Source organism: Geobacillus sp. FJAT-46040 (assembly GCF_002335725.1).
Taxonomy (GTDB): Bacteria; Bacillota; Bacilli; order Bacillales; family Anoxybacillaceae; genus Geobacillus; species Geobacillus thermoleovorans.
On sequence record NZ_NISS01000001.1, the window covers coordinates 106470 to 128241 of the forward strand.

Annotated in this window: 22 protein-coding genes and 1 pseudogene; 18 read left to right on the forward strand and 5 right to left on the reverse strand. The window is 42.6% G+C overall.

Annotated features, from left to right (window positions below; translation table 11 throughout):
- The 10 genes from CD000_RS00610 to CD000_RS00655 all read left to right on the forward strand — a co-directional run.
- The coding region (locus CD000_RS00610) for an IS4 family transposase (protein WP_143425269.1) at nt 1-654 on the forward strand (654 nt) is incomplete at its 5' end.
- Between the two features lie 78 nt (nt 655-732).
- On the forward strand, nt 733-2031 hold the full coding sequence (locus tag CD000_RS00615) for a cell wall-binding repeat-containing protein (protein WP_369806590.1): 1299 nt from the start codon (nt 733-735) through the stop codon (nt 2029-2031).
- 377 nt (nt 2032-2408) lie between these two features.
- A complete protein-coding gene (locus CD000_RS00620; RefSeq protein WP_096224656.1) occupies nt 2409-2687 on the forward strand; it encodes a hypothetical protein in 279 nt (92 codons plus the stop codon).
- 204 nt (nt 2688-2891) lie between these two features.
- Nucleotides 2892-4289 carry a sensor histidine kinase gene (locus CD000_RS00625; RefSeq protein ID WP_096224657.1) on the forward strand — a complete coding sequence of 466 codons (1398 nt, stop codon included), beginning with the start codon at nt 2892-2894 and terminating at the stop codon, nt 4287-4289.
- Nucleotides 4267-4938, forward strand: coding sequence for a response regulator transcription factor (locus CD000_RS00630; RefSeq protein WP_096224658.1), 672 nt, complete (start codon nt 4267-4269; stop codon nt 4936-4938). The genes CD000_RS00625 and CD000_RS00630 overlap by 23 nt, the downstream gene beginning before the upstream one ends.
- Before the next feature lie 11 nt (nt 4939-4949).
- Nucleotides 4950-5504 carry a TVP38/TMEM64 family protein gene (locus tag CD000_RS00635; RefSeq protein WP_047817977.1) on the forward strand — a complete coding sequence of 185 codons (555 nt, stop codon included), beginning with the start codon at nt 4950-4952 and terminating at the stop codon, nt 5502-5504.
- Between the two features lie 91 nt (nt 5505-5595).
- Entirely contained in the window at nt 5596-6576 is a 981-nt protein-coding gene (locus CD000_RS00640; protein WP_096224659.1) for a F510_1955 family glycosylhydrolase, read from the forward strand.
- Nucleotides 6577-6687: 111 nt separating this feature from the next.
- Nucleotides 6688-7416 (forward strand): urease accessory protein UreH domain-containing protein, encoded by a 729-nt coding sequence (locus CD000_RS00645; RefSeq protein WP_096224660.1) that lies wholly within the window; start codon nt 6688-6690, stop codon nt 7414-7416.
- Nucleotides 7417-7440: 24 nt separating this feature from the next.
- The gene (locus CD000_RS00650; RefSeq protein WP_096224661.1) at nt 7441-7641 is read left to right on the forward strand and encodes an SHOCT domain-containing protein; all 201 of its coding nucleotides are present in this window, start codon (nt 7441-7443) and stop codon (nt 7639-7641) included.
- Between the two features lie 173 nt (nt 7642-7814).
- Nucleotides 7815-9053 (forward strand): redoxin domain-containing protein, encoded by a 1239-nt coding sequence (locus tag CD000_RS00655; protein WP_369806539.1) that lies wholly within the window; start codon nt 7815-7817, stop codon nt 9051-9053.
- 78 nt (nt 9054-9131) lie between these two features.
- Here CD000_RS00655 and CD000_RS00660 read toward each other — a convergent pair whose 3' ends face one another.
- A complete protein-coding gene (locus CD000_RS00660) occupies nt 9132-9839 on the reverse strand; it encodes a cytochrome c biogenesis protein CcdA (protein ID WP_096224662.1) in 708 nt (235 codons plus the stop codon).
- A 187-nt stretch (nt 9840-10026) separates the two neighbouring features.
- Between CD000_RS00660 and CD000_RS00665 the strand changes: the two genes are divergently transcribed.
- From CD000_RS00665 to CD000_RS00685, 5 genes and pseudogenes are all read left to right on the forward strand, one after another.
- The gene (locus CD000_RS00665; RefSeq protein ID WP_096224663.1) at nt 10027-10338 is read left to right on the forward strand and encodes a metal-sensing transcriptional repressor; all 312 of its coding nucleotides are present in this window, start codon (nt 10027-10029) and stop codon (nt 10336-10338) included.
- 17 nt (nt 10339-10355) lie between these two features.
- Nucleotides 10356-12752 carry a heavy metal translocating P-type ATPase gene (locus CD000_RS00670; RefSeq protein ID WP_096224664.1) on the forward strand — a complete coding sequence of 799 codons (2397 nt, stop codon included), beginning with the start codon at nt 10356-10358 and terminating at the stop codon, nt 12750-12752.
- Nucleotides 12753-12773: 21 nt separating this feature from the next.
- On the forward strand, nt 12774-12977 hold the full coding sequence (gene copZ, locus CD000_RS00675; RefSeq protein WP_015863916.1) for a copper chaperone CopZ: 204 nt from the start codon (nt 12774-12776) through the stop codon (nt 12975-12977).
- 418 nt (nt 12978-13395) lie between these two features.
- Nucleotides 13396-13696, forward strand: a pseudogene (locus tag CD000_RS18960) (group II intron maturase-specific domain-containing protein); the annotation flags it as partial.
- Nucleotides 13697-13837: 141 nt separating this feature from the next.
- Nucleotides 13838-14260: a hypothetical protein gene (locus CD000_RS00685; RefSeq protein WP_096224665.1), complete on the forward strand. Its 423-nt coding sequence runs from the start codon at nt 13838-13840 to the stop codon at nt 14258-14260.
- Between the two features lie 267 nt (nt 14261-14527).
- On the opposite strand, the gene CD000_RS00690 is transcribed toward CD000_RS00685, so the two are convergent.
- Nucleotides 14528-14875, reverse strand: coding sequence for a four-helix bundle copper-binding protein (locus tag CD000_RS00690; protein ID WP_077428960.1), 348 nt, complete (start codon nt 14873-14875; stop codon nt 14528-14530).
- Nucleotides 14876-15023: 148 nt separating this feature from the next.
- Nucleotides 15024-16598 (reverse strand): multicopper oxidase family protein, encoded by a 1575-nt coding sequence (locus CD000_RS00695; RefSeq protein WP_096224666.1) that lies wholly within the window; start codon nt 16596-16598, stop codon nt 15024-15026.
- A 320-nt stretch (nt 16599-16918) separates the two neighbouring features.
- Between CD000_RS00695 and CD000_RS00700 the strand changes: the two genes are divergently transcribed.
- Complete coding sequence (locus CD000_RS00700; RefSeq protein ID WP_096224667.1) at nt 16919-18577, forward strand: IS1634 family transposase; 1659 nt, start codon at nt 16919-16921, stop codon at nt 18575-18577.
- A gap of 215 nt (nt 18578-18792) precedes the next feature.
- Entirely contained in the window at nt 18793-19311 is a 519-nt protein-coding gene (locus tag CD000_RS00705) for a hypothetical protein (RefSeq protein WP_143425215.1), read from the forward strand.
- Here CD000_RS00705 and CD000_RS00710 read toward each other — a convergent pair.
- Complete coding sequence (locus CD000_RS00710; protein WP_096224669.1) at nt 19262-19939, reverse strand: MgtC/SapB family protein; 678 nt, start codon at nt 19937-19939, stop codon at nt 19262-19264. The two genes, CD000_RS00705 and CD000_RS00710, sit on opposite strands and share 50 nt — an antisense overlap.
- 126 nt (nt 19940-20065) lie before the next feature.
- Between CD000_RS00710 and CD000_RS00715 the strand changes: the two genes are divergently transcribed.
- Nucleotides 20066-20974, forward strand: a complete 909-nt coding sequence (locus tag CD000_RS00715) for a DMT family transporter (RefSeq protein ID WP_096224670.1) — start codon at nt 20066-20068, stop codon at nt 20972-20974.
- Here the strand turns inward: CD000_RS00715 and CD000_RS00720 are convergent.
- A complete protein-coding gene (locus CD000_RS00720; protein ID WP_011232385.1) occupies nt 20945-21763 on the reverse strand; it encodes a protein-glutamine gamma-glutamyltransferase in 819 nt (272 codons plus the stop codon). The genes CD000_RS00715 and CD000_RS00720 overlap by 30 nt on opposite strands.
- Between the last annotated feature and the right edge of the window lie 9 nt (nt 21764-21772).

Sequence of the window (21772 nt, forward strand, 5' to 3'; positions counted from 1 at the left end):
GGACTGCGTCATGATGGCCCAGTGGGAGAACAGTTGACGAACGCTCAACAAGTGCTGGTGGAAGACCGGGCGTATGTCAAAATCGAACGCCTCGATCGATTTGTGGAGCAGCATCAGCTCTTTGTCATTCGAATGAAGGACAACATCGAACTTCATCAGAAAAAAAGCTTGAAACGCCTTTCCAGCACATCTTCATCGGTTCAAGCCGACTTCACGTGCCAGTTGGGGACGAAACAATGCCGATCGACCAAGCGTCACCGGGTAGTGATCTTTCGAGATGCAAATGGCCGCGACATTCGGGTCGTGACGAATCTCTTCCATGCGTCTGCGGAAACCATTGCCGACATGTACCAACAACGTTGGACCGTTGAAGTCTTTTTCCGCTGGGTAAAGCAATATCTGAATGTCCCAACCTTGTTTGGCACGACGGAAAATGCGGTATACAATCAGCTGTTTGGGGCGTTCATTGCGTATGTGTTGCTGCGATGGCTGTATGATCAAACCAAAAAACGGACGAACGTCTCTCTTTCCTTCATTTCGTTTGTTCGCCGTTTTTTCTCTGGGCAGCTTCCTCTCGATTGGAAATCCGGGATGGCCGCTGCTTTGTTTGAGTATGCCCAAATTTATGGAAGGCGTATGTATAATTTTGGATAATCAACACTCGTGTAAAAGTAATAACAAATGGGGATAAATACAATAAAGAAAAGATTCTTTCAAGGAGGATTACATATGATCAGTAAATTACTTAGGGGAGTCCTAGTAGCTGTGCTACCTATCTTTATCATTACCGGATGTAACAATCAAAACAATGACCATAATCAGATGGATCATGATTCGAAAGAAATGGATCATGCAAATATGAATCATGAAGATATGGATATGTCCTCCAATGATAAAGACAAAGATAACAAAACAAATGAAATGGAGTTCGCGAAGCCGCCAAACTCATTCAACCGTTTAGCAAGCCAAAACATGATCGTAACAGCGACGAAAAACGTTACTCGTATCAACACGGATGATCCTATTGAGTTATCCGTCATGGTTTCACAAACGGTTTGGCCTGCCACTCATAAAGAAAACCAGCCCGGCGGAATTATTTTAGTGCCCGTTGAAAGTTGGCAAATCGCATTGGCAAGTGTAGACTTAATTCATCATCCGAGCAACGGCCCTGTTTTATTTACAAAAGATCAAAAAATACCGGATGCCGTCTTAAAGGAAATAAACCGCCTTCAGCCTTTAGGCACAGCTGACGGTACGCAAATTATGGTGATGGGAAATCTTAGGAAAAGTGAACTAGATAAATTAAAGAATTTTAAGATGAAACAAATTAGTGAAACAGATCCGGCTGCGTTTGCGAAAGAAATTGACCAATTTTACAGCGACATTGCCGGCAAGACTCCACAAAGTGTGATTATTGGTTCTTTGGAAGATAAGGCAAAATTGTACACTCTTATAGCTGCCAATTGGATTGCCCACATGGAAGAACCGTTGTTGTATGTTACGGCAAATGACATTCCGCAACCAACGAAAGAGGCGTTACAGCAAAGAAAAGGAAAAGCAAATATATACCTTTTAGGTCCCGAATCAGTAATCTCTAAAGAAGTGGAAAACGAACTAAAATCATTTGGCACTGTTGTCCGAATCGCAGGCGATACACCGGTGCAACAATCCGTTTCTTTTGCTACTTATAAAGATGAAAAAACAAAATTTGGCTGGGGGCTAAATAATCCGGGGCATGGCGTATCATTTATTTCAACGAAAACCCCTGAATTAGCGATTGCAGCTGCGCCATTTTCTCATCTAGGAAAGCACGCACCTTTAATATGGCTAGAGAATGGAGCATTAACGACGGATGTATATGAATTTTTAGCTCGTTTAAAACCAACTTTTACTGTTGAGCCAACAGAGGGACCGTATAACCATGCATTTTTATCTGGCACATTCCGTTCCATCCCTTATCAAACGCAAGGAATTATTGACGAAAAGCTCGAAATTGTTCCGGCAACCGGAGAAGGACATGCAGGGCATTAGAAGCACGTAAATCTATATACGCAAAACAGCTTGCAAGCCGAGCAAGCTGTTTTTTTATTTTTGAAACTTGTGGTGTTAATATGATGATGCAAACATATGGCATTCAACTAACATCAAAGGTTCTTGAATTATTCGCATATCATCACATACAACTTCTACAAGCTAATTTGTAATGATTCATGTTGTTTAAGAAACATGTAAGCAACAAAGTATGATTATGATGACAGAGCCATTAGGCCATTAGAAATTCTAATCGATTTTTGAAAATATCTAATTACTAATGATAATTCGCGACAAAAATTTGTAAATTTTTATGAACACTTTCTCCATACTTTTCCTTTATTCTAAAACCAGAAAAGGATGGAGGTGTTGAAAAAATGAAAAAATTTATTTCAGGTTTGTTCGTCCTTGTTTCAGCTTTTGTATTAGCTACAGCTGTTTTTGCAGCAAATAAAAATGATAATAATGATTGGAAAGAAATGTTGCCAATGATGAAACAAATGCATCCAAATTTATCAGAGGAACAATTACAAAAAATGTATGAACAGTGTCGAAATACTAAAAATATGGATCAAATGATGGAACATATGATGAATAATAGCAAAACGAATCAACAAATGATGAAACAAGGACATATGAACAATCATATGATGTAGCAAGGTTTAATCAAATATATTTAAGCACTGTAGGCTTAAAACTACGGTGCTTTTTTTCGTCCGCCTATTGTTGTATGATATTTGCAAGGCAATATTCGTGTGTATTTTTCACTGTAAAATCCATCGATTCTGCAAATTTATGTTGTAAAATAAAAAGCGCTCTACATAAAAGCAATAATGAGCTCTTATAAGGAAGGGACAAAAGTGCGAAAAATTTCGTTTAAGTTAGGGCTATTATTTTTTGTCTTTGTGTTAGGAATCGAAACGGTTTTATTTGCGTCGTTATATGTGACACTCGTTAACGCTAGAATTAATGAAGAATTTGAGCAGCTGTTAGCGAGAGGGAACAATCACCGTGATGTATTGGAAAAAAGCTATCACCCTTCTACGTTAGAACATGTCACCATGATGGAGTCGGAAGCGGAGACCGACGTCGTTATTACCAATGACAAGGGGAAGATACTATATTTTTCAGATCATATTTTACCATTTGCTAAAAGGGTAATAAAAAAATCAAATAAAAACATTCCCTATGGCGGAATGATTGTGCAAAAAAATTGGCAAAGAGAGTCGTATATTTCGACAGTAAGCCCGATTCGGATTGACGGCAAGATCAAAGGGTATGTGTACATGTTTCAGCATACGGCTTCCATTCAAAACATGATTGATAGGCTAAAACATCATTTTCTAGTCGTGGGCATTCTTTCCGTCTTTTTGACCATTATGACGATTGCTTTTTTATCAAGAGTCATTACGATTCCGCTCATTCGGATGAAACAAGCGACCGAAAAACTGAGCAAGGGGGACTTTTCTGTCCGCCTGCAAGTAAAAGGAGAAGATGAGTTGGCACAGTTAGGAAAAGCGATTCAAACATTGGCAAAGGATTTAGAATACTTAAAAAAAGAAAGAAACGAATTTCTCGCTAGTATTTCTCATGAACTTCGTACTCCGCTCACGTATGTCAAAGGATATGCGGACATTGCAAGAAGGCCAACTATCGAGGAGGAAGAAAGAGCGAAATATTTGTCCATTATTTATGAAGAAGCAGAGCATATGCAAAAGTTAGTGAAAGACTTGTTTGAGCTCGCGAAAATGGATCAACATTCGTTTCAAATCGAGAAAGAGCCAACTCCACTGTGCCTTTTTTTAAAAAAAGTATACGTGAAAATGTATCCCGCGTTTCAGGCGAAAAATATGTCGCTTGTCTACCGCTGTGATGAAGACATTACTGTCCATATTGATCGACAGCGTTTTGAGCAAGTGATGATGAATCTTTTGGACAATGCGTTAAAATATTCTCATCAAGGTTCTACCGTTTCCATTGATGTAAGAATGGAGAAAAAGAACGTGATGATCATGATTTCCGACGAAGGAATAGGAATTCCTGAAGCAGATTTGCCGCATATTTTTGAACGATTTTACAGGGTGGATAAATCAAGATCGAGAACAGGCGGAGGGACGGGATTAGGCTTGGCGATTGTGAAAGAAATTGTCGAAGCGCACGGCGGTTCGATTTACGCAACGAGCCAATGTAGAAAAGGGACGACGATGATCATTACGTTACCGAAGGGAGATGAACATGTACACGATATTACTAGTTGATGACGAAAAACGAATGTTGGATTTATTAGAGCTGTATCTTGCACCGAAAGGGTACCGTTGTGTGACATGCGAGTCGGGAGTAGCGGCGATCCGCTATTTGGAAAACAATAAAGCGGACCTCGTTTTGCTTGATGTGATGATGCCAGAGATGGACGGATGGGAAACGTGCAAACAAATACGAGAGTTTTCGGACGTTCCGATTATTATGGTCACCGCAAGAGGGGAAACGACAGACGTTGTCCAAGGGTTGAAAATCGGAGCAGATGATTATATTACAAAACCATTTGACGAATCTGAGCTGCTCGCTCGGATCGAAGCGGTATTGCGCCGTTCGGTCGGAAAACAAACGAAACTGGAGTTTCATGGCTTAGTTTGGGATGAAGCGCAGCATAAAGTCCAATATGCTGGGCACGATATTTTTCTCACGCCAAAAGAGTTTGCCATTTTAGGACTTTTTCTCAAAAATCCAAACAGGGTATTTAGCCGAGAGCAACTCATCGTGACATTATGGGGGTATAACGCCAATACAGAAGAACGGACAATCGATTCGCATGTCAAAAATATTCGCGAGAAGCTCCGCCAAGCCGGTTTTCCGATCGATCAATTTCTGCAAACCGTTTGGGGTGTAGGATATAAATGGGGGGGATAAGGTAAAAAGAAATGGAAGAGAAGCTCATTACATTGTTTCATACATATGAAAGCGTTGCTTATCTCATTAGTATTGCGATCAATATTGTGATCAGTATTTTAGGCGTTGTACCGAGCGTATTTCTCACTGCAGCTAACTTGGCGGTATTCGGTTTTTGGAAAGGCACCTTTTTATCGTTTGTAGGGGAAGCTGTTGGGGCGATTGTTTCTTTCGTTTTATATCGAAAAGGATTTCACAAACTTTCGGAAACGAAATGGTTTTCCTATCCGAAAGTGAAACGTTTGCTTGAGGCAGAAGGGGTAGAAGCCTTTTCGCTTATTTTGTCTTTGCGTCTTCTTCCTTTTGTTCCGTCGGGACTTGTGACGTTTGTGGCAGCGATCGGACACACCTCCTTACTGATCTTTATCATTGCCAGCTCGCTTGGAAAGCTGCCAGCACTTTTGTTAGAGGCATATTCGGTTTATCAAGTGATGAATTGGACATGGCAAGGGAAAGTGATATCGACACTTCTATCTGTTTTTTTATTTATATTTACTTGGAAGAAAATCACTCGAAAAAAGGCTTAAACGAATGAAAAAGGGGTTTGCAATTCCATACATTCTGCAAATATCTGTTATAAAATGTGCGAAATCTACATTATACAAAGGAGAGTCGACCATGACAAAAATGACGAAAGCAATCATCATTACATCATCCATTCTTCTTCTAAGCGCTTGTTCATCATCCAACGAAAAAGAGCAGGCCTTTATTACAAGCAAAGAACAAGCAAAATCGAATGTATCTGTTACCAATAATCCTTTCTTTCAAGAAAAAAAAGAAGGAAAGATCGAGCATTTACATGGAATCGGTTATGCAGGCAACCAAAATGCGATTTACTTTGCTACACATGAAGGTTTACTTGTTTACCAAAATAATAAGTGGTATGAAACGATTTCTAATAAGCATGATTATATGGGCTTTTCGGCTACAGACGACGGCTTTTATTCATCAGGGCATCCGGAAGAAGGTTCATCTTTAGGAAATCCACTTGGTCTTGTGAAAAGTTTTGATAATGGACAAACATTGATGAATTTAGGATTTTATAAAGAATCTGATTTTCATTATATGACAGTTGGCTATAAAAGCCATACCATTTATGTTGTGAACCAAGAAGAAAATAAAACGCTCGGACAAGGGGTATTTTACAGTAAAGACGACGGCAAAACGTGGTCGCCAAGTCAATTGAACGGCCTGCCGCAAACTGCAGCGGGAACGATTGCTGCCCATCCAACGGACGAAAATATGGTCGGAATTAGTACATCGGAAGGAATTTTTGTTTCAAGAGATAATGGGAATACGTTTGAACGGTTCACTCGAAAAATCAATACGACGACGTTTGCGTTCCAAGAAAAATCCATTGTATTTGCAGCTGTAGAGAACGATAAACCTATCCTAATCAAACAATCATTAGACACAAAACAAGAGGAAGTTCTTTCTGTTCCTACGCTCGATGAAAAAGACCATATCATGTATATGGCCTCTAATCCGAAAAATGAGAAGGAAATTGTGATCGCCACCATGAACGGGGATATTTTCATGACAAAAAATAACGGTGAAAGCTGGACAAGGATAGCATCGAAAGGGAAAATAAATTTTTAATAAAAGACATGCGGAGGCATGTCTTTTTGCTTAAAATATACCACTCCACAATTTCTGCAAAATTCATTGCTACAATATAGACATCAGATAGAGAAGAAGGTGAGAAGAAGGGTGTATTCGTTCTTGAGTCAAATCAGTAACTTTCTAAGTCAACCGTTTCTTAATATGGCAAATAGCATGACAGAGATTCCTATTTTGTCAGCCTTTCTTCTTGGCATCGTGGGAGCGATGGCTCCGTGTCAAATCACTAGTAATTTAGGAGCGATCACTTTATACAGTAATCAGTCCTTGCAAAAAGGAATTGCGTGGAAAGAGTTGTTCCTATTTATTTTTGGTAAAATTATTGCTTTTTCCGGTTTAGGTTTCATCGTTTGGCTGATGGGGAAAGAGATTCAAAGTACGCTAACATTGTATTTTCCGTGGTTAAGAAAGCTCGTTGGTCCCATTCTCATTCTTGTAGGCTTATATTTGTTAGGGCTTTTTAAAATGTATTGGAACGTTACCTTGTTCAAAGTGCCTGAGAGATGGCGAAAAGGAAAAATCGGTTCGTTTTTCATGGGATTTGGCTTTTCATTAGCTTTTTGTCCAACGATGTTTGTGCTATTTTTTGTCACTCTCATGCCTCTCGTCTATTCAACGTCTTATGGGGTACTGTTACCGAGCATCTTTGCCGTTGGAACTTCTGTACCTGTTATTTTCTTTATCTTTATCCTTTGGTACTTAGGATTTAGCGGCACTGTAATGAAAAAAGGAAGACAAGTAGGGGGGATTGTTCAGAAAACAGCCGGAATCGTGATGGTTTTACTTGGTATATTAGACACGATCACTTATTGGTTTTAAAGTTAGGAAAAGGAGGGAAACTCAATGGGAATGTTTGGAGGTTCTTTTATGATGGTTGGGATCATGTTATTTTGGGTTGTATTAATCGCCGTTGGTTATTATCTCTTATATCGTTTTATCAATGGTCGTAAAGAAGAACTCTCTCCGATAGAAATATTGAAAGTACGATTAGCCAAAGGAGAGATCTCTTTAGATGAATTTGAACAGCTATCCAAAAAATTGTAGTCGTTATATTGTATACAGGAGATGCGATTTACCATTGCTCCCCCCTTTTTTCATTTCATATAGATGAAGGAAGTTGTTGATTGCATTGTCAACAACTTCTTTTTATCTCCATAATAAATTCATATTTTTTATTTATAATAAGCCAACTACATAAAATTTTGGAGGGATGCGTATTGCAATTCGGCAATATTGTAGTTCAAGGCGAAAATCTTTTGCTCGTAAGCAGCTTACTGATTAGCTATGTTATGTTTTATTACGGCATTAAGATATTAAAAATAGAACGAAACATCATGGATTTAATTTTTAACAGTTTTATTAACGGTGTACTCATTTGGAAATTTAGTTATGTCTTTTTACATCCGAATTCAGTTTTACAAAATCCGATGACAATCCTTTATTTTAACGGGGGATATGTTGGCATTAGTATGGGGATTGTTTTTATCACGGTCTATACTTGGTTATACGTAAAAAAGCAGAATATTCCTGTGGCTTCTTACACACGAGCAGTAGTTCCGGTATATTTTGGCTATTTTAGTACTTTTGCATGGATTCGAGTAATGGAAAATTCCCAAAATTATTTCATCATTTTGCAAGCAATAGTAGCGATTTGTTTTTTTATAGTAGCATCACGAGTCAAAATTCAAAAAACTTTATTGCAACTTCTTATATGGTTCCATCTCATTCAATTCGAACTAGCCCTGTATAAAAAATATTTTGTAAATACAGGAATCATATCAAAAGAAGTATGGTTGTATGGCTCTCTCGTTATCGTTTTTATATGTATTTCATATTGGTTAGAGAGGCGAGAAAGAGAAGCGGCTCTTGGGGACGAGAACAAGGGGCGGAGAAACGCAATGACCCAACTCGCTTTAGGTGTGATGATGGTAAGTATTGCTGTAGCTTCTATTTTTAACAATCAACAGGAAGAAGGAAAGATCAAACCAAAGCCGGTCGTGTCTACTTCATTGGATTCGGGAAAAATCGGCACGAATAAAGGAGAAGTTGCCCCGGATTTTGAATTACTTTCAATTACAGGGGATAAAATAAAATTGTCTGATTTGCGTGGAAAAACGGTGATATTGAATTTTTGGGCTACTTGGTGTCCGCCTTGTAGAGCTGAAATGCCAGAAATGCAAAAGTTCTACGAAAACAATAAAAATAACAATGTAGAAATTTTAGCAGTCAACTTAACGAATAGCGAAAGAGGTCCTGATGCGGTGAACGATTTTGTGAAAAATAAGGGAGTGACATTTAAAGTTGTGCTTGATGAGCAAGGGGAAATTGGAAATCTATACGGTGCAATAACGATCCCCACTTCGTATATCATCGATAAAAACGGGGTTATTAGAGATAAGTATATAGGTCCTATGTCTTATGAAACGATGGATCGCATGATCTCGAATATTCAATAAAAACTAAATAATGATCCCTCCTGAGTGGACAGTAACAAGAATTGTTGCTATTCACTCAAGGGGGATTTCGGGAGTATATTAAAAACCTGTGAACCCACCAAACAAACCTGTAAAAAAGGTAATGATCTTTGTCATCCAATCAAAAAACAGCATAATTCCCATGATAATCATAAGAACCCCTCCGACTTTGACGATGACAGCGTTATATCTTTTTATCCAATTCAACTTGCTGATAAAAAATGACATGATGAAAAAAGGTACAGCAAACCCTAATACATATGCGAACATATATAACATAGCTGCACTCGGTTTGGTAGCTGCTAACGCGATCACTGATACAAGAATTGGACCTGTGCAGGGAGTCCAGCCCGCTGCGAATCCTATGCCAATTAAAATAGAGCCAAAATAACCGGAAGGCTTGTTGCGGAAAACTAACCGTTTATCTTTCATCATAAAGGAAGGTGAAAATACACCTAAAATGACGAGACCAAAAAAGATAATGAACAAGGCACTAATTTGTCTGATTAAATCTTGGTAATCAACGAATAGTTTTCCTATTACAGAAGTACCAAAACCAATAGCGATGAAGATGACGGAAAAACCGAGCAAGAAAAAGAATGTATGGAGTATTGCGCGTTTTTGAAGCATCCCATTTTCTTTCTTTATTTCATCAACGGATACCCCAGTAATGTAAGATAAAAAAGCTGGATATAGCGGTAAACAACAAGGGGATATAAAAGACAGTAATCCCGCTCCGAAAGCTAGAAATACATTGATATCGTTCATATTGATCGATCCTCTCTCTTCAATCTTGATAACGATACTGTAAAATAAAATTGTGAATTTTTTGTGGAAAATTGGATTTTTCCTACTTAGTGTTTATTATGGATTGTTGGCGAACATGATTTGTGAGATATCCTAGTTGCGCTTTATACCCATTACCGGTATAATGTAATTGAAGAGGTGATGTTTTATGAACCATTATGAAGATCATAATATGGATAAAAAAATGGTTCCACGAACGGAACAGGAAATCGAAAGCATTATCAAGCGCTTGAAGCGCATTGAAGGACAAGTGCGCGGTGTGCAAAAAATGGTGGAGGACAATCGTTATTGTATTGATATTTTAGTGCAAATTTCAGCGATCACGGCAGCGTTAAATAAAGTAGGATTGAACTTGCTAGAACGTCATGTTGGCCATTGTGTGTCGAAAGCGATTCGCGAAGGAAGCGGAGAAGAATCCATTCGCGAATTAATGGATGTCATTAAACAGTTCTCAAAGTGAAAGGAGTGGGAAGCATTATGAGTGAACAAAAGCATGTCACACTTAGAGTGACCGGCATGACATGTGCCGCGTGTGCCAATCGGATTGAGAAAGTATTAAATAAGATGGATGGAGTAGAAGCCAATGTCAATTTGGCAATGGAAAAAGCAACGATTCAATATGATCCATCGAAGCACACGATCGCCGATATCGAAACGAAAATTGAGAATTTGGGGTATGGCGTTGCGACGGAAAAAGTGACGCTTGATATTGAAGGAATGACATGTGCGGCCTGTGCGACACGGATTGAAAAAGGGTTAAATCGGATGGAAGGTGTGACAAGCGCTGCTGTCAACTTGGCGACAAACAGTGCTGTTGTCGAATACAAGGAAGGCGTTACATCTGTCGAAGACATTTTAGAAAAAATCAAAAAGCTTGGGTACAAGGGGCAGATTCGAAACGAAGAACAAGACGATGCTGGCCGGAAAGAAGAGCGGCTGAAACAGAAGCAACGGCAACTCGCTATTTCTATCATCTTATCGTTGCCGCTGCTTTATACGATGCTTGCCCATATGCCGTTTGATATAGGCTTGCCGATGCCGCATCTGCTGATGAATCCGTGGTTCCAGCTTCTTTTAGCTACACCCGTTCAGTTCTACATCGGCGGTCCCTTCTATGTCGGGGCGTACCGGGCGTTGCGAAACAAGAGCGCTAACATGGACGTCCTCGTGGCGCTTGGAACATCAGCCGCGTACTTTTACAGCTTGTATGAAGCTTTTCGGACGCTTGGGAATCCTGACTATATGCCAAGATTATATTTTGAAACGAGTGCCGTCTTGATTACGCTTGTGCTTGTCGGAAAATACTTTGAGGATCTTGCGAAAGGGAGAACAACCGAAGCGATCTCTAAGCTGTTGAGCCTTCAGGCAAAGGAAGCGACTGTTATCCGTAATGGGGAGGAAAGAAAGGTTCCGCTCGAGGAAGTGGTGATCGGCGATACGATCGTTGTCAAGCCAGGAGAAAAAATTCCGGTAGACGGTACGGTCATCGCCGGGGCATCTTCCGTAGATGAATCGATGATTACTGGTGAATCGATTCCAGTTGATAAGAAGGAAGGCGACTATGTGATCGGGGCGACGATGAATACGAATGGCGTACTGACCATTCGTGCCGAAAAAGTCGGAAAAGATACCGCGCTGGCCAATATCATTAAAATCGTTGAAGAGGCGCAAGGGTCGAAAGCCCCGATTCAGCGGATGGCGGATACCATTTCCGGCATTTTCGTACCGATTGTTGTCGGAATTGCGGTTGTTTCCTTTCTAATCTGGTACTTCTTCGTTGCGCCGGGTGATTTGGCAAAAGCGCTTGAAGTGGCCATCGCCGTTCTTGTCATTGCGTGTCCTTGTGCGCTCGGTCTTGCCACGCCGACATCGATTATGGTCGGCACCGGCAAAGGGGCAGAACAAGGAATTCTCTTTAAAGGAGGTGAGTACCTAGAGGGAACGCATAAAATCAATGCCGTATTACTGGATAAAACAGGAACAGTGACAAAAGGAAAACCGGAAGTGACAGATGTGTTACAATTCCAAGAAAACATGCTTGACTATGCCGTTTCAGCCGAGAGTGCTTCGGAACATCCGTTGGCTCATGCGATTGTTGAATACGGGAAGAAACAAGCGATTTCGATGAAGCCATTGGAGTATTTCTCCGCCATTACCGGCCACGGAATTGAAGCGGTCATTGACGGAAAAAGCATCCTTATTGGGACGCGAAAATTGATGAAGGAACGCTCTGTAGCGATTTCTGTGCATGAAGATAAAATGGTAGAGCTTGAAAAACAAGGGAAAACAGTCATGCTCGTTGCCATCGATGGACAGCTTGCCGGCATCATTGCTGTCGCGGATACAGTAAAAGAAAGCTCCAAAGAAGCGATTCAAACATTAAAACAAATGGGTATCGAAGTGTACATGGTAACGGGAGACAATAAACGGACAGCGGAAGCGATCGCAAACCAAGTGCACATTGATCATGTCTATGCAGAGGTGCTGCCGGAAGACAAAGCGAAAATCGTCGAGGAATTGCAAAAACAAGGGAAACGAGTCGCGATGGTCGGTGATGGAATTAATGACGCTCCAGCTCTTGCGAAAGCGGATATTGGGATGGCGATTGGCACAGGAGCGGATGTCGCGATCGAAACGGCCGATGTTACCTTGGTCGGTGGGGATTTAGCCCATATTCCGAAAGCGATTGAGTTAAGCCGCCAAACGATGAAAAACATTCGGCAAAATCTGTTCTGGGCTTTGTTCTATAATACAGTTGGCATTCCTGTAGCCGCTCTCGGGCTGTTGGAACCTTGGATCGCTGGGGCAGCGATGGCATTTAGCTCTGTATCGGTTGTGACAAACGCGCTTCGTTTGAAACGCGTGAAAATATAAACATTTAAGGAGGAATGGATGATGACGATTACATTACAAGTACAAGGAATGACATGCGGACATTGCAAAGCGGCGGTGACCAATGCCCTTCAAGCGTTGGATGGCGTCAGCCGTGTAGAAGTGCATTTGCAAGAAGGAACTGTCGATGTGGAGTATGATGAAACAAAGGTCAGCGTAGAAAAACTGAAAGAAGCGATTGAAGAGCAAGGATATAATGTGAAGTAATGCAAAAATCCCCTTCGGAGTTTGGAGGATATTGCTAAGCGAATATCCAATTGCATTGTAAAAACGCCATTCAGAACCCCTGAATGGCGTTTTTGAGTGCGCCCTGCATAGGGATAGTCTATAGGGTGAAAGTCCTGAACTGCGAAGGCAAAATTAGCAGTTAGTTTAACGCAAGGGTGTCCGTGGTGACGCGGAATCCGAAGGAAACGAGCGGCAAACTTCCGATCTGAGAAACACGAACTTCATAAGAGGCTAGGCATGGTTAGGTGAGTTTGCGATACAAAACAAAACGCTTTCTGTCGAAAGTGATATCGAGTAAATGAAGCAGATGGATGGAAGGAAAGATTACAATCTTACCAGGAGAGGTCTGGTTGGAACGACAAATTCAAGCCTATCCAGTGATGGATAGCTGAACAATCAGAAGTCAGCAGAGATCACTCTCGGTCAAAGTCTTATTCCGATGGAGGTAAGGATTAAAAGACTAAATCAATATCTCACAGGGTTGTGCGGCTACTTCGCGCTAGCAGATACCCCAAGCAAATTCTGAATGGAAACAATAGAAGAAACCTAAAAGAAGGGTTAGAAGCTGATTGAATTAGGCGTTCGAGAATACAAAATACAAAGCGTATGAGTGGGATAACACCGGAAAGAAATACTGGAGAATAGCCGGCAGTCCAATTTTACACAAAACCCTCGATAATTCCTATTTTATTGCTTAAAAATTTCCAGGTAGAAATTTTATAAATCAATCACATTTTCTCGATAAAATCTCCATTTATTTTTTCTACGATAGAATAAAAGGAAAATTAAGTCCCGCGGTAATATGTCAAGGTGAAAAATCATTCGAGGGGGAGTTAATTATGGAAAATGAGAAAAGGCTAGCGAACCTATCTGTTGATACACCTTCAGGTGAAAAGAAAAGTATTTTTAAAGCAATTGGCTCTATTTTATTTGCTATTATTGCTTCTTCTCATCATTGGGTGCATACATTATTGATCGCACTTGGACTGACAACACTGGGGTCGGGACTGTTTTCAATGTCCCCTTCCGTAAAAATCTCTTTAATGGCAGTGTCTTTAATTATTTCCATTTGGATGACTTGGTCAGCAATTAGCAAATGGAACCATCATCGTTCCATCGCATGGATCTATCTCGTTTCTTCTATAATATCTATTGTTATTGTCGTAACAGCGCTATTTCAAACAGTCACGGAAATCAAACAAATCCCGGAACAAGCGCCAAGACAAGAGAGGTCTATAGATCATTCTCAGCATCATCAATAATTCCTGAATCCATGATGACTTTGCATCAAATTTGATGAGCAACGAGGATGGCAATCCGTTTCATGGCGATGTACACGACAGCAACCTGTCGGATAAGACGTGGAGCTCTTCGGTACTTACCCCGTGTACGAGAACAGTTTCAACAGGCCAAAATCGAAGATGAATGTAAACGTCAAATAGCCCCCACCTTTTTGAAGGTCGGGGCTTGAGGTATTATTTAGTTAGCTGATGAAAAGCAATACATGTTTTAGACACCCTCAAATAGTATTATGATGACATTTTACGGCATTCTTCAGCACACTGACGGCATAAATTGGCACATTCCTGACAGTGTGTATCTTGGAATTTTGCACATTCAGCGGCACAAGCATCGCAAATTGTCGCGCAAAGTTGGCAAAACTCCTTCGCATACATGCTTCCGCGAGACATCCATTGAGCCGCCATGGCACAAATATCTGCACAATCCCTTAAAATGTTGATACAATGTGTTCTAGCCTGTACGTCAGCTGCTTTTAAACATGAAGTCAGACATTCTTCACAAGCTTGCATACATTGGTTGCAAGCATCAATACACGTTTGAAATTGTTGAACTGATGAACTAATAACTGTCGTCATATATAATCCCTCCAATGATTTAAATTCATTATTATTTTTTTCTAACTAAAAAAAAATAAACTGGAAATAAAAGCAAAAAAATAAGAGGCTGTCTCAAAAGGGTGTTAACCTTTTGAACTCAGCCTCTTTTATTTACTACGATAAGCTGTTATTCACCTTTATTCGTTGTGTCATTCGGATCTGGGGTATAGTCCGATTTGTAATCGGTATATTTTACTTGTGTGACCATTCCGGCTGAAGCATGGTGCAAGTCATGGCAATGGAACATCCAATTTCCCGGATTATCCGCTTTAAACGCGACGACATATTCTTCACCAGGGTTTACATTTAAGGAATCCTTTATCAATGGAGAGCCTGTGACCGGCTTGCCGTTTTTGCTTAATACTTGGAAGAAATGTCCGTGTAAATGCATCGGATGTACATCTTTTGGTGAATTGTTCACAATTCTGACTTTTACTAAATCTCCTGTCTTCACATTAATAGGCGCTGTGTCAGGATACGTTTTCCCATTAATCGTGTAGATCATGCCATCTTTGCCCATGGCTGTTCCTAAATCCATTGTGTACTCTACATCATATTTTTGGTCTAGTGTAAATTGACCTACTTCATATTTTCCGTATGTTGTTATATCCACAACAGGGAGATTTTCTTTTGCGTTCGCTTTGTCCGTATTGTTTGCTTGTCCTTCGTATTGAATTTTCACTTTCATTCCATCGGTACCTTCCATATCACCATGACATTCTAATAACCATTCACCCGGGTTATTCGCGATAAATTCAATATCATAACGTTCACCCGGAGCAATACTTAAAAGTTCATCTTTGATTGGTTGCGGATCTTTTAACGGCTGCCCGTCAGTTGCGACAATTTTAAACTCATGACCATGCAGGTGAAGTTTGTGGACCATGTATCCTGCGTTTACAAGGCGAAGGCGCACCTTTTCGCCTTTTTTCACTTTTAACGGTTGGACAGCGGAACCGCTTTTCCCGTTAATCGTGAAAATATCATACATATTCATATCATGGCCCATGCTGCTCATATCCATTTGTTGATTATCAGAGCTATTTCCATTATTCATATTACTATGATCCATTCCACTCATATCCATATTTCCTTCATCCGGATTGCTCATCCATTCATCTAACACAAGTGTATAATCTCGATCTACTTTTTCTTCATTTTTCGGTTCTACGATTAATGTACCGTATAATCCCTTGTCCACTTGCTCGGCGCTTTTTTGATGGGAATGATAAAAATACGTTCCCGGCACGGTTGCTGTAAATTCATACGTAAACGTTTCACCCGGTTTAATGGCGTCCATCGTGACACCCGGTACTCCATCTTGGTTATTTGGAACAGGGTAGCCGTGCCAGTGAATCGTGATCGGTTCTGGCAATTCATTTTTTAAAACAATTTTCACATTATCCCCTTGCTTTACGCGGATTTGCGCACCGGGTACCGATCCATTATACGTGTAGACCGGAAGTTTGACTTTATCATTTATTTGTAATAATGCTTCCTTAGCAGTAAGATTAATCTCTTTACCGGATAAAACTTCTGTGTTTGTTGCCAAAGGCAGTTTCTTACTGGAGTCCTGTGCGGTGTTTTCTTCCTTCATATTCATGTTGGACATGTCGTGTCCTTGCATCGAAGAATTATTTGAGCAAGCTGCACCAATCGCAACAACTCCTGCCAAAACAGTTCCTAACAATAATTTCTTCATCGCTTTCCCTCCATAAACTTGTGATGTAAGTCATAGTAACATCATCATAAAAAATAAATGTGCAAAATTTATGGAGAAAAATTATATTTTTTTTACACGAAGTATATAAGTTGCAATAAAGATTTTCCGATTGTTCGATTCTGTTTTCCTTCATAACAAGTCATTTTGATAGAATGCAGCGGGCGTTCTACTGGATGTAAAACAAAGTTTCAACTTATATCTCACATTTCGCACCCTCTCGACGAAAATCGGGAGGATTTTTTCGTTCCGATGTCGAATGAATCCTTGACACACAAGGAACGTAAAGGAGTTTTTCTCTTATGAACGTTCAAGTCAAAAAGGTCTATCGCAATCATTATTTGAATATAATAAGTGCCCTATTCAAGAAACTGGGCCTGCCCCAATTGATTGACCATCTCGTTCCCGTTGATCCACAGTGCCAGACTCGAGTCAGCGATGCCGTTCAGGCCATCATCTACAATATGTTTGACGGCCGGCAAGCCCTCGTTCACGTGGAACGATGGGCTCAGGAGATCGATCTAGAGAAACTCATCCGTCCCGGTCTCCATCCTTCCTGGTTGAACGACGATGCCTTGGCTCGTCATCTCGACCGCCTGTATGAGGCGGATATTCACAAGGTGATCAGCACTTGCTTGATTCACATTTATCGCAAAGAAGGCCTTTCCCTCCGAGCCTTTCACGCCGATACGACGGACAAGACGGTTTACGGCGCGTATGAATCGGCCTCATTAGAGGCTTTGCAGATCACACATGGCTACAACCGCCATCATCGTTGGCAAAAACAGATCGGTTTCGGACTGGTCGGCAACGAGGACGGCATCCCGTTTTACGGCGATGTGCACGACGGCAACCTGCCGGACAAAACATGGAATCCCGAGGTGCTGTCTCGTGTCCATGAACAGCTGAAGCAGGCCAAAATCGAAGACGAATGGATTTACGTGGCCGATTCCGCCGCGATGACGAAAGAGACCCTGGCGCAAACCAAAGCGGCCAACGCCTTTTTGATCACCAGAGGCCCTTCGTCGCTCCGGATCGTGAAAACCGCGCTGGCCGAAGCGGATGCTGAGGACACGACGTGGAGCGATCCCTTTACGTTGGCGGAGAGAAACGGCGCCACGTACCGGGTATGGGAAACGGCCTCGACGTATGAAGGCCACCCCGTTCGGCTGATCGTTGTTGAATCGAGCGCGCTCGACCAGCGAAAAGGAAAGACGCTTGAAAAAGAACGAACCAAAGAAGCGGAGCTTCTTCGCGAGGAACAAGCCCGTTGGGAGCGTCACCCCTTCTCCTGCCGGGAAGATGCCGAACAAGCCTTGGCGTCCCTCAAGGCGTCCCTTCGCCCCCGGTTTCATCGGGTTGAGGCCGCGGTCGAAGAGATCGTACGCCTGAAAAAACGGCGCGGACGGCCGAAAAAAGGGGCGGAACCCGAGGTGGAGACGCTGTATTTCTTGCACCTTGACGTCGAATTCGACCAAGACGCGTGGGAACAGGCGAGACGGAAAGCGTCCCGGTTTGTCCTCGTCACGACCGTTCCGAAGGAATGGAAGGGCCAACCCATGGATGCCCAAGAGATCTTGAAGCTGTATAAAGGGCAGATCTCGGTGGAAATGAACTTCGCTTTTTTGAAAGATCCGTTTTTCACGGATGAGATTTACGTCAAAAAACCAGAACGGGTCGCAGTATTAGGCTATTTGTTTCTGTTGGCCTTGGCGATTTACCGCGTTTTTCAGCGCCGAGTGCGTCAGTTTATTACTCCAGAACACCCGTTGAAGGCTCCTGGAGGCCGCAAGCTGACCCGGCCGACGGGACAGGCGATTTTTCAGCTGTTTCAATATGTGAACGTCGTCCTGTTCAAGCTGCCGGATGGACGCATCCAACGCTCACTGGATCGCTCCCTCACCCCTGAACAACGAAGGATTCTGCAGGGGTTGGGGCTGGATGAGAGCATTTACGTGTAACGTCATACGGAACGACCAGCGATGGTAAAAAAAGGATTGCCATCGCTCGTTGTGTTGGTCAAAAAGTTATTCTGAAAAACTAAATAAAAAATCCTTTGTTTTGACCTTGTTAGGGTGCGAAATGTGAGTTATATAGTAAGATTCAAGAGTTTAAGCAACACAATACTGATAAAGAGGTTAAAACGTTAAAAAAGCTCCAAAGCGAATTTGACAAAGTGAATTCTGCGTTAGTGAAATTAAGAGATGAAGCACTCAAAATAATCATGGGGGAAAGTCTCTTTGATGCAAAAGTTGTTAATGACCTTATTAATCAGAAAGAAAATGAGTTAAGGGAGTTGGAAGAATCGATCAATAAAGCAAAATTAGATTTAGAATCCAAGAAGGTAGAACTGTCTGAAATGGAGAAATTGCAGAGATACATTCCTGTATGGAGAGAAGTATTTGAAAAGGCATCGGTGGAAAAAAAGAAAATGATGTTAAGTACAGTAATTGACAAAATTGTTGTTTTTAGAGACCGGGTAGAAATCACTTTTAAAATCTCTTTGAACCGATTTTTAGTAAATGAGGGCAGTCATTCTAACAATGACGCCCTCCCAACTGAGCTAATGCCCCAAAAAAGGATATGGATGATCTGTCCATGTCCCATTATATATATGGATGCGGACAATTGCAATCCTTTTTTGATCACCCGCTTTCAATATCAACGTGCACGACATCGTCAATGGAGCGGATGACGTAGTAAAGTTCGGCGGTCGAGCGCTTTTGGTCAATGACGGCTCTTAGTTTCAGCAAATGTTCATTCTCTTCAACGTCTTTAATGCGCATCGTTTTAATGTTGATGTCCTGTTGTTTTAAATAGTCGATGACCTTTGTAATGTTTTTGGCGTCCGCCACGGTGATTTGCAACAGCACCTCTTTTTCGCGCAGCTGCTTCGGCCCGAAAAAGTTGATTAAAAATGGAATGAGTTCGACGCTGATAATGAGCAGCGCCACACCGAACGCCGATTCCCAATAAAAGCCCGCGCCAACCGCCACGCCAATCCCTGCCGCCCCCCAAATGATCGCGGCGGTCGTCAGCCCGGTAATGCTGTCGTTGCCGCGGCGCAAAATGACGCCCGCTCCCAGGAACCCAACCCCGGATACGATTTGCGCGGCAAGGCGGAGCGGGTCCATTGTGATATGGTCTTTAAGAGGAAAGACGTACGCCGATTCGATCGAAACGATCGTAAGCAGGCAACTGGAAATGGAAATGACAAGGCACGTTTTCAAGCCGACCGGTTTTCGCTTCAATTCCCGTTCCAATCCGATAATCAGCCCGAGGATGGCGGAAATCCCTAATTTGAGGAACGGATCAAACATCATCGTTTCTCGCCTCGTTCATGGTATAATGTAAGAAAACGTTCGTGAACCATTTTTGTCCGCCCTTCCGCATGAAAGTGGTAGATCAGGGCGCACACTCCTTTTCGTAGAAAGTGAGTTGGCAGAAACATGAAGCCGCCAAGCACAGCAAAGGCTTATGCCGCTCTATTCATCGGCGCACTTGCCGTGTCAACATCGGCCATTTTCGTCAAATGGTCGGAGGCGCCGTCGGCCGTTATCGCGTTTTACCGGCTTTTTTTCGCGGTCGTCATCATGACGCCGTTTTTTCTTCGCCATATCCGCGAACTGAAGCGTATTTCCCGACGCGACTGGTGGTTTTCGATTTGTTCCGGCGTGCTGCTTGCGTTTCATTTTATTCTTTGGTTTGAATCGCTCGACTATACTTCCGTCGCCAGTTCGGTCGTGCTTGTGACGCTGCAGCCGCTGTTTGCCTTCGCAGGCGGCGCGTTGTTTTTCCGCGAACGGTTGACCGTCGGCGCGGTCGGGAGCGCGGTGTTGGCGATTGCGGGAAGCGTCTTGATCAGCTGGGGCGATTTTCGCGTCAGCGGCGAAGCGCTCTATGGGGACATGTTGGCGCTGCTTGCGTGCGCGTTTGTCACGGCGTATTGGCTGTTCGGCCAAGAGGTGCGACAACGGTTGTCATTGATGACGTATACCTATATCGTCTATAGCATCAGCGCGGCGGTGTTGTGGCTGTACGCGATGCTGTTTCGCCTTTCGCTGACGGCGTATCAGCTGACGGATTGGCTTTGTTTTCTCGCCCTCGCCGTCATTCCAACGCTGCTCGGCCATTCGGTGATGAACTGGGCGGTCAAATGGGTCAGCGCCTCGACGGTGTCGATGGCGATTTTATTTGAACCGATCGGCGCTTCCGCCTTGGCCTACTGGCTGTTTGGCGAACCGATCCGTCCGTTTCAATGGATCGGCGGTATTTTTATTTTAACAGGAATCGCCCTGTATTTGTGGGAGAAAAACGAAAAAGGCCCGCTAACGGTGCAAGAACGCAGCGGACCCTAGCGTTCCAAAGATAAAGGAAGAGCGGCGGATCGGCAGGCGGAATTCATCGAAGCCGCGGGCGAATTGGGACAAATAAGCGAAATCGACTTGCGTGATATCGGGAAGCAGGTAAGCGGATTTCGTGGCTCCCCGCTTTCGTTTTCGATTGAGCGCGGCGATGATGCCCTCCTTTGTTTGAATGCCGATGCCATGCCCGTAAAAGAAGCCGTCGCCTAAGTAAATGGCATTTTCCCCTTGCCATTGCGGCGTCAACGGATCGAATTCCGGGTTTTTAAAATAGAGGCAATCTCCGGGGAGAAAGTGTTCATCTTTTTTTGTTTGAATGCCAAGATCCCGGTCGGTATGCCAGTCATACAGCAGCAAATCCGCAAACAGCCGGTTGAATGCCGCTGGATCGATTACGTCAAGCACGGCCTTGTAAAACACGATGACGATCGCGGTCGCGCATTCAAACGCGTATCGCTCGCTATGGACAAAAATGTCCTGAATCGCTTCGGAAGCCGTGACATCTGGGCGAAGACGGAAGCCGCCGCGCTCGTCCCGCGTCCAAAAATCGCTGTTGCAGCGCGAAAAACGGAAAATGGCAAACCGCGCCCGGCTTTTCGCCAACTCGCCCGCCGCCCGAACAATGCGGTCGCGCAAGGCGATTTCAAATCGAAGCTGGTGTTTATTTGCATACGTATACAACTTAGGCGAGGAAACAAGGGCATCTAAGATTCGTTGTTCGCTGGCCGGAAGCGAAAACGAACTAGAAACGTCAAAGTTGATTGGTGATAACACGCGAATCAAAGTGAAGAA

What these genes read in the sequence shown, in the direction of transcription:
- CD000_RS00635 (WP_047817977.1), top strand. Translation starts at nt 4,950, where the DNA reads ATGGAAGAGAAGCTCATTACATTGTTTCATACATATGAAAGCGTTGCT.
- CD000_RS00685 (WP_096224665.1), top strand. Translation starts at nt 13,838, where the DNA reads ATGGAAAATGAGAAAAGGCTAGCGAACCTATCTGTTGATACACCTTCA.
- CD000_RS00620 (WP_096224656.1), top strand. Translation starts at nt 2,409, where the DNA reads ATGAAAAAATTTATTTCAGGTTTGTTCGTCCTTGTTTCAGCTTTTGTA.
- CD000_RS00670 (WP_096224664.1), top strand. Translation starts at nt 10,356, where the DNA reads ATGAGTGAACAAAAGCATGTCACACTTAGAGTGACCGGCATGACATGT.
- CD000_RS00650 (WP_096224661.1), top strand. Translation starts at nt 7,441, where the DNA reads ATGGGAATGTTTGGAGGTTCTTTTATGATGGTTGGGATCATGTTATTT.
- CD000_RS00660 (WP_096224662.1), bottom strand. Translation starts at nt 9,839, where the DNA reads ATGAACGATATCAATGTATTTCTAGCTTTCGGAGCGGGATTACTGTCT.
- CD000_RS00665 (WP_096224663.1), top strand. Translation starts at nt 10,027, where the DNA reads ATGAACCATTATGAAGATCATAATATGGATAAAAAAATGGTTCCACGA.
- CD000_RS00700 (WP_096224667.1), top strand. Translation starts at nt 16,919, where the DNA reads ATGAACGTTCAAGTCAAAAAGGTCTATCGCAATCATTATTTGAATATA.
- CD000_RS00630 (WP_096224658.1), top strand. Translation starts at nt 4,267, where the DNA reads ATGTACACGATATTACTAGTTGATGACGAAAAACGAATGTTGGATTTA.
- CD000_RS00690 (WP_077428960.1), bottom strand. Translation starts at nt 14,875, where the DNA reads ATGACGACAGTTATTAGTTCATCAGTTCAACAATTTCAAACGTGTATT.
- copZ (WP_015863916.1), top strand. Translation starts at nt 12,774, where the DNA reads ATGACGATTACATTACAAGTACAAGGAATGACATGCGGACATTGCAAA.
- CD000_RS00640 (WP_096224659.1), top strand. Translation starts at nt 5,596, where the DNA reads ATGACAAAAATGACGAAAGCAATCATCATTACATCATCCATTCTTCTT.
- CD000_RS00715 (WP_096224670.1), top strand. Translation starts at nt 20,066, where the DNA reads ATGAAGCCGCCAAGCACAGCAAAGGCTTATGCCGCTCTATTCATCGGC.
- CD000_RS00710 (WP_096224669.1), bottom strand. Translation starts at nt 19,939, where the DNA reads ATGATGTTTGATCCGTTCCTCAAATTAGGGATTTCCGCCATCCTCGGG.
- CD000_RS00695 (WP_096224666.1), bottom strand. Translation starts at nt 16,598, where the DNA reads ATGAAGAAATTATTGTTAGGAACTGTTTTGGCAGGAGTTGTTGCGATT.